At 45.8% G+C, this 13,581-nt stretch carries 11 protein-coding genes; 3 read left to right on the forward strand and 8 right to left on the reverse strand.

From position 1 onward, the window contains the following. The first annotated feature begins 1 nt into the window (after window position 1). From LC508_RS15580 to LC508_RS15590, 3 genes are all read left to right on the forward strand, one after another. Complete coding sequence (locus LC508_RS15580; protein WP_306799930.1) at window positions 2-1,096, forward strand: DnaD domain protein; 1,095 nt, start codon at window positions 2-4, stop codon at window positions 1,094-1,096. A 96-nt stretch (window positions 1,097-1,192) separates the two neighbouring features. Further along, window positions 1,193-2,182: an ATP-binding protein gene (locus tag LC508_RS15585; protein WP_054353095.1), complete on the forward strand. Its 990-nt coding sequence runs from the start codon at window positions 1,193-1,195 to the stop codon at window positions 2,180-2,182. 3 nt (window positions 2,183-2,185) lie between these two features. After that, window positions 2,186-3,379: a ribose-phosphate pyrophosphokinase gene (locus LC508_RS15590; RefSeq protein ID WP_103731066.1), complete on the forward strand. Its 1,194-nt coding sequence runs from the start codon at window positions 2,186-2,188 to the stop codon at window positions 3,377-3,379. A gap of 65 nt (window positions 3,380-3,444) precedes the next feature. Here LC508_RS15590 and LC508_RS15595 read toward each other — a convergent pair whose 3' ends face one another. The 8 genes from LC508_RS15595 to asnS all read right to left on the reverse strand — a co-directional run bounded on the left by LC508_RS15595 (window position 3,445) and on the right by asnS (window position 13,552). Beyond that, a complete protein-coding gene (locus LC508_RS15595) occupies window positions 3,445-4,374 on the reverse strand; it encodes a helix-turn-helix domain-containing protein (protein WP_103731067.1) in 930 nt (309 codons plus the stop codon). Between the two features lie 231 nt (window positions 4,375-4,605). Beyond that, a complete protein-coding gene (locus LC508_RS15600; protein WP_103731068.1) occupies window positions 4,606-6,252 on the reverse strand; it encodes a DUF4091 domain-containing protein in 1,647 nt (548 codons plus the stop codon). Window positions 6,253-6,309: 57 nt separating this feature from the next. After that, window positions 6,310-7,137, reverse strand: a complete 828-nt coding sequence (locus tag LC508_RS15605; RefSeq protein ID WP_103731069.1) for a carbohydrate ABC transporter permease — start codon at window positions 7,135-7,137, stop codon at window positions 6,310-6,312. Window positions 7,138-7,140: 3 nt separating this feature from the next. Further along, the gene (locus tag LC508_RS15610) at window positions 7,141-8,022 is read right to left on the reverse strand and encodes a carbohydrate ABC transporter permease (protein WP_103731070.1); all 882 of its coding nucleotides are present in this window, start codon (window positions 8,020-8,022) and stop codon (window positions 7,141-7,143) included. Window positions 8,023-8,041: 19 nt separating this feature from the next. Continuing rightward, window positions 8,042-9,286 (reverse strand): ABC transporter substrate-binding protein, encoded by a 1,245-nt coding sequence (locus LC508_RS15615; protein WP_103731071.1) that lies wholly within the window; start codon window positions 9,284-9,286, stop codon window positions 8,042-8,044. A gap of 171 nt (window positions 9,287-9,457) precedes the next feature. Then, window positions 9,458-11,086 carry an ATP-binding protein gene (locus LC508_RS15620; RefSeq protein WP_103731072.1) on the reverse strand — a complete coding sequence of 543 codons (1,629 nt, stop codon included), beginning with the start codon at window positions 11,084-11,086 and terminating at the stop codon, window positions 9,458-9,460. A 6-nt stretch (window positions 11,087-11,092) separates the two neighbouring features. Next, window positions 11,093-12,148 (reverse strand): metallophosphoesterase family protein, encoded by a 1,056-nt coding sequence (locus LC508_RS15625; protein WP_103731073.1) that lies wholly within the window; start codon window positions 12,146-12,148, stop codon window positions 11,093-11,095. 12 nt (window positions 12,149-12,160) lie between these two features. Beyond that, window positions 12,161-13,552, reverse strand: coding sequence for an asparagine--tRNA ligase (gene asnS / locus LC508_RS15630; protein ID WP_054353100.1), 1,392 nt, complete (start codon window positions 13,550-13,552; stop codon window positions 12,161-12,163). Window positions 13,553-13,581 lie beyond the last annotated feature (29 nt).

Genomic DNA, 13,581 nt, shown 5'->3' on the forward strand with positions numbered 1-13,581 from the left:
GATGTTAGACATGGGACAGTTCATCATACATAATGATTTTCCCGGAGACTTTACTTTTGTCTCCAACTATTTTCTGGATACTTATATGCCGCAGGCCAACGGAGAATTTGTCAAAATATATCTCTGGCTTCTGCGCAGTGCTTCTGTATCCGGCACCGCTCTGGAGCTGTCATCTATTGCCGATATCTTTAACTGTACGGAAAATGATGTGCTCCGCGCATTAAAATACTGGAAAAATACAGGCGTCCTTGATGTGACCTTCGACGGACGCGGTAATTTAAAAGAACTCCGGCTGTGTTCCCTCACAGGCGGAGCTAAAGCTGCGCCGGCCAGGCCTAATACGGCTCCAAAGGCCAAAGCTCTGTCTCCGGCTGTGCCCGAGGCGGCAGCCTCCAGGGAAAAAGTACAGCCTTCCGGGCAGAAGGCCCTGTCTCCCGACAAAGTAAAAGAACTGTCCGGCCGGGAAGACGTGATTGAACTTCTGTTTATTGCGGAACAATATCTGGGGAAGACCCTGACTCCCACAGAGATCAACAAGCTCCTGTACTTTTATGAAGAGCTGCATTTCTCAAAGGATCTGATGGAGTATCTGATCGAATACTGTGTCTCCAAGGGAAGCCGCAGTATCCGCTATATCGAAACCGTGGCTCTTGCCTGGGCAGAGCAGAAGATCACTACTGTAGAACAGGCCAAGCAGGAGACCAATACCTATAACAGGAATTTCTTTGCTATCCTCAAGGCTTTCGGCATCAAGAACCGGAACCCCGTGGACGAGGAGATCCGTTATATGAACCTCTGGCTCAATGAGTACGCCTTTACGCTGGATGTCATATCCGCGGCCTGCAGCCGTACTGTCATTGCCACAGGACAGCCCAATTTTGCCTACGCGGATTCCATTCTGCACAACTGGCAGAAAAAAGGCGTCAGACATCTGTCTGATATAGACAAGCTGGACGAGGACCGCCGTCAGCAGAAGGCCGCCAAGGCCGAGAACAGCGCTGCACGTCCGAAACCGGCACCATCCAAAAATAAATTCAACAACTTCCACCAACGCACCTACAATGTGGACGAACTGGAAAAGCAATTACTGAAATAGCGGAGTAACGATTCAGCAGGCAGGTCTGCGCATTTACTACGCTGGCTGTAAGAATACTGAACAGTTACACAACGGAACGCAATTAAGGAGAGTACTGTGTCGCTGAATAATTTCCAATACGATGCGCTGATGCGCGCATACAACGAGAAACAACTGAATCACAAGCATGAGCAGGATGAACACATCCGGCAGGCTTATGATAAGATTCCACGTCTCCAGGAAATCGACGGAGAGATCGCATCCCTGAGTCTGAAAAAGGCAAGGGCTCTGCTGCTCCCCTCACCCAAGGATGACTTTGACCTCTCCGCCGCCATTGCGGAGCTGTCCGAAGAGCGGACCGCCCTTCTGCAGATCCACGGCTATCCGCCTGACTATCTGGAACTGAAGTATGACTGCCCGTTCTGTAAGGACACCGGCTATGTAGAGAATCAGAAATGTTCCTGTTTTAAGAAAGCCGCTGTAGATTTACTGTATATACAGTCCAATATCAGGGAAATACTTGAAACAGAGAACTTTGAGAACTTTTCCTTTGAATATTATCCTCAGGACATCACCAACCCTGCCACCGGCCTCAGTGCACTGGAGACGGCTCAGGACGCAGTGGATAAGGCCTGGGATTTTATTGACCGTTTTCAGGAGCATCCGTGCGGCCTGTTCTTCTACGGCGACACAGGTGTGGGAAAGACCTACCTCTCCCACTGTATTGCCAAGGAACTCATTGACAGGGCGTATTTTGTGCTGTATTTTTCATCCTTTGACCTCTTCGACCTGTTGGCGAAGAATACCTTCCAGAAGGATGCAGCCGCCTCTGATGTGGCCGGGTTCATCTATGACTGCGACCTGCTCATCATTGACGATCTGGGAACCGAGCTTACCAATAATTTCGTGGCAAGCCAGCTTTTCTGCTGCATCAATGAACGCATCATGAACCATAAATCTACTATCATTTCCACCAACCTTGCCATGGATGATTTTCTGGAGACATATTCCGAGCGTATCTTCTCCAGGATTTCCAGCAATTACACCATGCTGAAGCTGGTCGGAAATGATATAAGAATCCAAAAAAAACTTTTAGGAGGAAAGTAAAACATGTCACCAAAAGATGCAACTCCCTTAGATTCCCTTCCCGTAGGCCGCCTTGGCATCATACCGCTGAAAAGCTGTGAAAAACTGGGTTCCAGGGTCGATGACTACATTGTAAAATGGCGCAGGGACCGTGAACATCAGGAGCAAAAGAACCTGGAGTTTGAAGGCTATGAACGGGACTCTTACCTGGTCAAAGCACAGACCCCCCGCTTTGGAAGCGGAGAGGCAAAGGGCATTCTGGGCGAGTCCGTACGCGGCGATGATATCTATGTCATGGTGGATGTGTGCAACCACAGCCTCACCTATTCCCTCTGCGGCCACACAAACCACATGTCACCGGATGATCACTTCCAGGACCTCAAGCGCGTCATTGCTGCCATCGGCGGAAAGGCCAGACGTATCAATGTCATCATGCCCTTTCTCTACGAGAGCCGCCAGCACAAGCGCTCAGGCAGGGAATCCCTGGACTGTGCCATTGCTCTGCAGGAGTTAGTGAACATGGGTGTGGACAATATCATTACCTTTGATGCCCATGACCCCCGCGTGCAGAATTCCATCCCTCTGCACGGCTTTGAGACGGTACAGCCGTCCTACCAGTTTATCAAAGGTCTTTTCAAGGCAGAACCTGACCTTGAGATAACCAGTGACAACACCATGGTGATCAGCCCCGATGCCGGCGGTACCGGACGTGCCATCTATCTGGCCAACGTACTGGGCGTGGATATGGGTATGTTCTACAAACGCCGTGATTACTCCACTATCATTGACGGCCGCAATCCTATCGTTGCCCATGAGTTTCTGGGAACCGATGTTGCGGGCAAGAATATGATCATTATTGATGACATGATCTCCTCCGGCGACAGCATGCTGGAAGTTGCCGCACTTCTGAAGAACAAAGGAGCAGGTAAGATCTTCATGTGCTCCACCTTCGGACTCTTCACAAATGGAATGGAAAAATTCGACAAAGCCTTCGCGAGAGGTGATTTCGACAGACTGCTCACCACCAATCTGGTGTACCAGTCTGATGAGCTTCTGCAGAAAGAATATTATGTAAACTGCGATATGAGCAAATATATTGCTCTGCTCATTGATACCCTGAACCACGATGCCTCTATCAGCAAGCTGCTGAATCCGGTTGAGAGGATCAATAAGCTGATGGTAAAGCATAAAAAACAACTGGAAAACAAAGAAGCATGAAAAGAAACAGGGATGGGGCCGCAAGATGCGGTTTCCATCCCTGTTCTCTTTATCCCTTACTGCTATTACGATAAGGTAATCTTCGTCTCTGCCTCCGAAAAACTTTTCACAGAAGAAGCATACTCCGAGGGAGTCATTCGGGTAAATTTCTTAAATTGTAAAGAAAAATATTGATAGGAAGAGTATCCCAGAATATCAGAAATCTGAGTGTAATTGTATCTTTTTTCCCTAATCAGTTTTCGAGCAGTCTCAATTTTTAGCTGACAGAAATAGTTGATAACACCACAACCCAGTTTTTCGTGAAACAGTTTCTGAAGCTGTGAACGCCCCACAGAATTATCTTTACAGATTTGGACAACTGTTAAATGTTCAAATATATTCCGCTTTAAATATTGAATAATCTCCTGAAACAGTTCGTCTCTGTCCCTATGGAGCATTGGATGGTCTGAGAGCGACTGCAGAGGGATTGGAGGAGCAGTGGGAGTATCGTATCTTCGCCGCAGGCTAATCAACAGAAGTTCCAGAGACAGAGCAATCATCTGTTCGCTACCGAATTCTTGAATGGAGTTCCTCTCTAACAAACAGATATACGGATTATTCAGTGGTGTATAAAAGGTTCGCCGCGTCTCTGAAATAATCTGTCCCAGATAGAAACGTTCGTTCTGATTCAGAGATACGATACGATCTTCAAAAAATCTCATACATGGATCCTTACATTCAAAAGATATGACTATCAAGTTGGGTGAAGATACACCATCCCCACGTAATGCATGAAATTCATTAGGCTTGTGAAAAATCATTTCATTGGGAGCCAGCAACAGCTCTTTATCACCGGCAGTGACATAGATACTTCCGCTGTCTACACAGACCAGTTCCCAGAAATCATGGGATTCTCCTTCAAACACATAATCTTTCATATATTCAAAGTAATGTATGGAATAAATCTTACGGATATGAAGATTCTCTTTTAATGTAATACTTTCATAACTTGCCATAACAAATCACTCCAGATGTCAATTGATTTCATACTTATGGCCGCCGGCGGCCATAACCCTTAAACGGATACGAAACAATCCACATCTATTGTACCATGTTGCTAGCGCGACGGCTAGCCCCAGTTACAATTTTATTTTGCTGCCTTTATTCCCTGATTGTAACAATAGACTATGGAACGCTTTTTTGTGGCGTTCCATAGTCTATGAGGTATTCAACTGAATCAATTGTTTTTATCTGCAGTATTTTGCAATTTCTTGATTGATCCTCTTTCTCATTCCTGTCAGATAGGAGATACTTCTCGGATACGATTTAAATTCAACCTTTTCTCCCCCTTCCGGTTCGATGCATTTCATAACCGCGTCTCTTCCTGCCAGTTCTTCCAAGCATTTCATGGCACATAGATCACTCATGGCCTCATCCATCAGCATCATACGGATAGACTCTTCCGGATTACCATCTTTACCCGGATATACCAGGAATGGATCCCCCGATGGAAATGCTCCTGCTGCATCCGTACAACGATAAGGATCAATGGGGAAAATGGAATGTTCTGCATTATAGAAGTTATATCCCCAATGTAAAAATCCATTCAGCTGATACTTGTACATCTGAGCCCCCAAAATCCTGGTTCGATATCCCGGCTGTACAATAAATCGGTTAGACACATCCAGATACTGTGCCGTGCAGTAATATCCCCATAATTTTTCTGGACGTTTCTCAAGAAATGGCTGAATATGATCCAGTGCACACACCGGCTGAGAAACTACACCTTTCTCATAAAAGCTGTAATCTGACAGAGCATCGATCATCTCATATCCTTCCAAATCTTTCTCCATCAGTTCTTTTGCTGCCTTATAGGATTCAAACTGACTTTCGTTTGGTTCATCTGATACATGGAAATATGTTACCTTGCTGATATCCATTTTTTCCAGTTCTGCTTTAAAAGCAATCAGGAACTGATGCATAAATTCTCCATACTCTGCCCCTATCGCATCGGTATCCCATCCAAACAACTGTATCTGTTTGCCATCTTTATTCCCCATAATCTTAGGTGCCATGGCAGCGCCCCACTGGCTAAACAGGTGAGATATCTCATAATATCGGATTCCGCAACGCCTGCACATCTCAACCCAACGCTCAAATCTGTCAAATCCAAACTGATATCCATCTGTAGTTACAGTCACATCCACTAACTGTACCGTACGGCGCTGGCCTCCTATCTCAGTATCCAGCGGCGGCGTGAACACAGGTGTCAGCAGCATATTACATTTTCTTTTCACTGCAGTACGAACAAAGTTTTCTACAATCTGCCAGTATTTCTCGCTGAACACTTCCACATCATAATAATTGGCCAGACAATCTGTGTGAAGCCACTCTGTATGAGGTACTGGCATTTTGGAAAGCCGCATGGGAAGCACCTGTACAATCACCACTGCAGATCCCTGCACTGTTCCTTCCACTACCATATCCACACGAATCTGATAGTCACCAGCCTCCAGACCATCAGTATCCAGATCTACCCACAGGCTTTTCCACTGACCACTGATCAGTTCCACCCCCCAGGGCTGTACCTCTCTCAGAAGATCCGGATACAGGCCCGGCTCTCTAGTCAAATAGTCATCATCAGCAGCTATATGTGTTGGATATTCACAAGGCACAAGCCCTACACTTCTCACCATCACATGCTCTTTTACTGGAGATGTGGCCTGAATCTGGGCTCTTCCCTTTCTGTTGCCACCCCAATGGTATGCCATCTGGAAAGAAACAGTTTCTCCTTTCAGAGCAGTCAGTACATCTTCCATCCCCTCCCCGGTTGGTTCGCTGAAGGGAAATACTTTCTCCAATGATGTAATCTTCTTTACTTTCAACTTTTCCATAAGACTCCAATTCCGCCGCCCTCCCACCGCGGCCTTCTCATTATTTTCGAATAGATGCTAACCTTTGATTCCGCTGAGTGCAATACCTTCCACAAACTGCTTCTGCAGGAACACATACATAACGAACGGGAACAGGAAAGAAACCGTTGCACCTGCCATGATTAAGCCATAGTTTGTCTGATACTGTGTTTTCAGCAGAGACAGTGCTACAGTCAGTGTATACATACTGGAATCAGAAGTAGATACCAATGGCCACAAAAAATCATTCCAGGATGTTACAAAAGTAAATACAACCAAGGAAATCAGTACCGGCTTAATCAATGGAATAACAATCTGAATAAAAATTCTGTATTCCGGGCATCCATCTACCTTTGCTGCCTCCAACAATTCATCTGGAACACTGTCCATAAACTGACGGATCAGGAACACACCAAACGCATTCAGAATAATTACAATCAGTGCAAAATATGTATTGGTCAATCCTGCTTTGTTCATCATGATAAATACAGGAATCATGGTTACCTGACCCGGAATCATCAGAGTCAGCAGATAGATACGGAAAATCACTTCGCGTCCGGGAAATTTCTTTTTTGTAAATCCATAAGCTGCCATAGATGCAATAATGCAGTTAAAAAGACAGGAACAGAATACTACAATAATGCTGTTAATCAACGCTCTTATAAAACCACTTTTTCCTAATACATACTGAAAGTTTGTAAAATCAGTAAAATTGATGTCTTTCATATGAAGCATCAATGTTGTAGACTTTGTAAAGGACATGATTGCCATGTAAATAAAAGGTGCGATACAGATTGCTGCAAACAGAATCAGAAGCAGCAAACCAAGGATGGAAAATACGGTCCATTTCTGTTTTTTCTCGTTCATCTCTTACTTCGCCTCCCTTTTCTCTTTGAAGAACAGGTCTTCGATTACATTGATGATAATAATCATGATCAACAGGAACATTGCCATTGCGCAGGCATAACCCATCTTGTACTGTTTAAATGCAGCATTATAAATTCCCATAACCAGGGTTACGCTGGAATGCCCGGGACCGCCTCCTGTCATCAGATAAGCAAGGTCAAATACCTGGAAAGACCAGATGATGCCCAATGTTACTACTAAATAAGTGATTGGCTTTAGTATAGGCAATGTAATTTTGGTAAACTGCTGTATGGAAGTTGCTCCGTCTACTTTGGCTGCTTCATACAGTTCTTTCTGAATTCCCATGATACCTGCATAATAGATAACCAGGAAATATCCCACATTTTTCCATACCGCCACGATACAGATACTCAACAGAGAAGTCTGTGTGCTTCCCAGCCAGTTTACGGAACTGATATGGAAGAAATTCAGAATATTATTCAGAAATCCCCCATCTGTATTCAGGATGATTCTCCAGATGGTACCTGCCGTTACTGCGGAAGCAATAACGGGAATAAACATAACGCTTCTCAAAAATCCTCCGGTTTTGTTTCTCATCTTCTCAGCCAGAAATGCTGCCAAAGTCAGTGCCAGGAGGGTCTGGACCGGAACCGTCATTACTACATACAGCAGTGTATTTTTGGCTGCGTCTCTGACATAGGAATCCTGGAACATTTTTTTATAGTTATCAAGCCCTACAAACTCTGGAGCATTCATAATATTATAATCTGTAAAACTGAAAAATCCAGACATGAAAATAGGCACAATACAAAAAATCAGAATCAATACAAAACTGGGAAGAATGTAAATCACTCCCTGTACTGCCTCTTTCGTTTTTCTCGACATATTGTTCTCCTCATTTGAATTACTTCAGATTTGTGTTATAGTAATCGGTGGTGTTCTTCAGAACTTCCTCTGGAGTCAATTCTCCCAGCATCATAGACTGCAGGTTCTTAAACAGGGTATCATACAGAGAACTTGCCCCCTTGAATACAGGCAGTGACTGGAATTCATCTCCATGGTTAGTAAATAAATCTGAGAATCTTTCATCTCCTGTATAAGTATCATCTGAAGTAATCGGTGGCTGCTCAGATACTCTTGTATGGAAATCAGACATTACATCTTTGCTTGTTACATATTTCATCAGTTTTGCAGCAAGCTCTTTATTCTCACACTTCTTAAACATTACCAGACTGTCAGATGCCACAAACGTCTTAGTATTTTCTGGTCCTGAAAGAATGGAATAATCCCAGTTGATATCTGTTACCTGCAGTGCATTACTGGATGCATTAAAAATCATAGCAGCTTCACCATTTTTGAACGGCTCCAGTGCATCATCGTTGGAGGTACTGGAATCCGGCAAAAGCCCCTCTTCTTTCAGGCTGTAAATATATTTGGTAGCTTCCAGACCAGCTTCAGTATCAATGGTAAGATTTCCTTCCTCATCTACGATTTCTCCGCCAGCGCCCCAGAAAATGGGCCAGTAGATTGAATTCAGAGATCCATAATGCGAATTTCCCCAATCTTCCATAAGAGGTGCTACATCCGGTACATTTTTTTTCACTGCCTGACATGCCTCTTTCAGTTCATCCCATGTGGCAGGAACCCTCTCAATGCCAGCCTGCTTCAAAATGTCCATATTGGCAGTCAATATCCTTGGGTTTCCTACTATAACTGGTAGTGCATACTGTTTGCCTTGGATATTTCCCAGATCATAGTATAGATAATTGTCTTTCTCTTCATCTGTGAAATACTTATCTATATCAGACAGTGCTCCCATATCAATGTAATCATAGAACATTTCCATGTACAAATATCCCACATCCGGACTATCGTTGGAATTTACTCCTGTCAGGTATTTCTCTTCGTAATTATCCCACGGAATAATTTCCACTTTTACCTCACAGTTGTTTTCCTCTTCAAATACATCCATTTTTTCGTTCCAGAATTCCTCATCTGTCACTTCACCATCTGCAGCCGCAAAAGTCGGGAACCAGAATGTAAGTTTTTCCTTTCCAGATGCGGATGAACCAGATTTTCCACAACCACTTAACATTCCCATTAACATGGTTGCTGCCAACAGACACATTGTAACTTTCTTTTTCATCATTATTGTTTCCTCCCTTTCTTGTTATATCTCACAAAAAGCAGTGGTTCTGCTCCCGTTTGCTAATGACAATTATACCATTTTTTCTTTTTCCGGATTACATAGAATTGTCCAATTCTCACATAAAATCATCCCTTTTATCCGAAAAGGCCAGCAAAGTGAGGCATTCCCCCTTTATAGGTGCAGATATACTATATGGAAGGGAATGCCTGCTCTTTTCAGAACCTCCGTCTCCCTTCTGTTACAGGTAAAAATAATGACCTGTTCTTTCTCTTTGTACAGCCATCCAAGCGTCTCTTTCATGCGCTCCTCATCGTACATGGCAAATACCTCATCGAGCAGAAGCGGCATAGTCTCCTCACAGCAGAAAATATCTCCCACAGCAATGCGCAGAGCCAGATATACCTGTTCTATGGTTCCCTGGCTTGCCATAAAAAGAGGCACATGGCGCTCTTCTGTAAACAGGTCGATCTTCAGCTCCTCATCTATGGATACCTTCTTATATTTTCCTCCGGTCATGGTGCAGAAAATATCTGAGATGCGGTTCTTCAAAGCTTCCCCCACAGACTCCTGTGCGGATACCGACAGACTCTGTATGGTCTCTGCCGCAAGTTCTAAGCTGCGTATCTCCTCCATCTCCGGCCGGTCAGCGATTCCTGTCATCTGAAGCTCTGAGAGTTCTTCCTGCAGATTGGACAACCTGGTCCTTTTTTCCAGTATCTGGGCCGTAAGCAGGCGGATACTGTCACCGGTGATCTTTCTTTTCGGAAGACTGCCGGAAGTATTGTCCGGCATGGACTGTCCGGCATGTTTTGTTTCCTCTTTTTTCCCTGCTTTCTTTAAGGCAGTTGAGGTATATGCCATGAACAGGAACTCCGCTATGAGTATACATTCAGCGGATATACATGCCGCTTTCCACCCGGCTGTAAAGAAAAGGATTCCCCAGACGATAACATCGCCCACAAGGAGTGCCGAAATCACCTTTTTCCAGTTCAGTGTTCCTCCTGTTCCCGGCATGTTTTCCTGATGCAGTTCTTTTCGTCTCGCTTCTTCCCGTCTCTGTTCTTCCCGCCTCAGCTCTTCCTGTCTCTGTTCTTCCCGCCTCAGTTCTTCCTCTCCTGCCTTCTCCCGCTTTTGCTCCTCCAAAAGCTTTTGATGCAGTTCTTCTGTCTCCCGCTCCAGATAAGCGATTTCAAACTTTATCTTCTTCTCCTCTGCTTCCTGCTGCTGTTCCCTTATCTGCATACGGCTCTGCCACTCTTTCTTTTTCTCCTTCAGAAGCAAAAGCGCCCTGTCAAGATTCAGCTTCCCGTCGCCGCTCTCCTGATAGCTGCTCAGATAATTCCGCAGTTCCAAAAGCAGGGCGTCCCCGGTACGGCTCTTCATCTGTCCTATGGATACTGTATTTTCATATACAGCTTCACTTATGCCGCCCAGCAGCATCTCCAGGTCACCGTCCTTTACAGACAAAAGTTCCCCGTCGCTTTCGCAGACCAGTTTTGTCCCCTCTTCCCCTCTCCTGAAATCCCGCTCCAGCCTGAATTCTTTGCCGCCGCAGGAAAAGCGCAGACTTCCTTCATACCAGGATGGATTGTCCCAGGGAGTATAGCGGGTGTAGGCGTCTGTCCTGGCTGCCCTGCCCCTCATTTTTCTGAGGCCGAATAACATGCCCTGGATAAACGCGTGGAGCGTACTCTTCCCGCTTTCATTTTCCCCGTATATAATATTGATGCCTTCCTCCAGCCGTATGGAACGGTTCCGGAATCTGCCGAAATTTTTTAAAATAAGTTCACGGATGATCATAGAACGCTATTCCTCCCTTGACGCCATCAGAGCCTCCATGCCATACACAAAGGCCTTCTCTTCCGTGGCTGAAAGCTCCCTGCCGTCAAACCGCTTTACATAGGATTCGATCAGGCTGCCGCGGTACTGGCGCATAAGAGATTCCCTGTCATAGACGGTATGGCTTTGGTCCACTGCCTCACGCACATTTCCCAGCTTCATGATCCGAACCATATCAAACTCTGTGCCCATGGCGTGTTCGCCCTTTATCAGGATCCGGTACAGGTTGTTCCTGCCCTTCTCCTCCATGAGTCTGACCAGTGCCTGTTCAAGAGAAAACTGTGTGGTACTCTCCTTTACCTTTACAGGCAGAGGGATATAAGAACGGACGGCTGCGGGGACGAATTCTATTCTGATCCCCCCGTTTCCATATACGCCTTTTATATAGCCATGGGGTCCCAGATCGTTTTTATCTATGGGTTCCAATGCCCCGGCATAGGCTATTTTATCCTTTGCCAGAACCTCCGGTTTGTGTATATGCCCCAGGGCAATGTAAGAAAATCCGGACCGTTCCAGTACGGATCTGTCAAAGGGTATATGTGTCCTGTCCCCCCCATGTGCCAGCAGGATTTCCAGGGGCTGGCGTCTCTGGGGCCTGATATGGTGATATAAGGGGTCAGTGATCTCTTTCCTGTCATAACTTATCCCGTAAACCGCAGCCCCAAGATCCGGAAATTCCACACATGGCTCCTGCTCTCCCCACAGACAGAACACATTCTCTGCCCACGAAAAGCGCCGATAACAGGATTCCCGCTTCAGATAGTCATGGTTTCCCGCTATCAGTACCACCTTGGTATCCGGTATCGTTGAAAACAGATAATTTACTTCCTTTAATTCTTTCATCAGAGGCTGTCTGTGAAACAAGTCCCCTGCAATCAGAAACAGGCCGGCTTTTTCTTCGCCGACCTGTCTTATCAATCTTCGGAAACTGTCCCATATCTCACGGCCTCTTTCTTTACTCCAGGGAAAACCTTTGTCAGGTTCTGCGCCCAGATGTATGTCAGCGGCATGAAAAAATTTCATGGGTTCTCCTTTTTATAAATCACAGTTGTTTACAGTTCTCGGGAACGGAAGGACGTCACGGATGTTCTGCATACCTGTCAGATACATGACGCAGCGCTCAAATCCCAGGCCGAATCCGGAATGACGGGTGGAACCGTATTTGCGCAGGTCCAGATAGAAGTCATAATCCGCCTCATTCAGGTTCAGTTCCGCCATGCGGGCTTTCAGCTTGTCATAGGAATCCTCCCTCTGGCTTCCGCCGATGATCTCGCCGATGCCGGGAACCAGGCAGTCCATAGCTGCCACTGTCTTGTTGTCATCGTTCTGTTTCATATAGAAGGCTTTGATCTCCTTCGGGTAATCTGTAACAAATACAGGGCGTTTGTACACCTGCTCTGTCAGATAACGCTCATGCTCGGTCTGCAGATCACAGCCCCAGAACACTTTGTACTCAAACTTGTCATTTACCTTCTCCAGGATTTCAATTGCCTCTGTATAGGTAACATGTCCGAATTCAGAGTTCAGTACATGTTTCAGGCGGTCCAGCAGTCCTTTGTCGATAAAGGAGTTGAAAAACGCCATCTCCTCGGGAGCATTCTCGAGCACATACTGGATGATATATTTCAGCATGGACTCAGCCAGTGCCATGTTGTCATCCAGGTCAGCAAATGCCATCTCCGGCTCGATCATCCAGAATTCTGCCGCATGGCGTGTGGTGTTGGAATTCTCCGCGCGGAAGGTAGGTCCGAATGTATAAATATTGCGGAATGCCTGGGCATAGGTCTCACCGTTGAGCTGACCGCTTACTGTCAGGCTGGTCTCTTTTTTGAAGAAATCCTTGCTGTAATCCACTTTTCCCTCCGGGGTTCTCGGAAGTTTTTCCATATCCAGAGTGGTGACGCGGAACATTTCACCGGCACCTTCACAGTCGCTGCCTGTGATCAATGGGGTGTGCACATAGACAAAACCCCTCTCCTGGAAGAACTGATGAATGGCATACGCGATCATGGAGCGCACACGGAACACTGCCTGGAAGGTATTGGTTCTCGGACGCAGATGGGAAATGGTGCGCAGGTATTCCATGGAGTGGCGCTTTTTCTGCAGCGGATAGTCTGCAGCGGAATCCCCTTCCACAGTGATCTCCTCTGCCTGGATCTCAAAAGGCTGCTTTGCCTGGGGTGTTGCAACCAGGGTACCTTTTACGATAATGGCAGCGCCTACATTTAACTTGCTGATATCCTGGAAATTATCCATACTGTCATGGTAAACTACCTGAAGTGTCTCGAAAAAGCTTCCGTCATGGAGTACAATAAAGCCGAATGTCTTGGAATCGCGGACACTTCTTACCCATCCGCCCACACTCACCTGTTTGTCCAGGTACTGCTCTTTGTCCCTGTAAATTTCTTTTACTGTTGTAAGCTGCATATTTATTCTCCTTTATTTGCCGGTCCGGT

The sequence above is a fragment of the Blautia parvula genome (assembly GCF_020215665.1).
Classification (GTDB): domain Bacteria; phylum Bacillota; class Clostridia; order Lachnospirales; family Lachnospiraceae; genus Blautia; species Blautia celeris.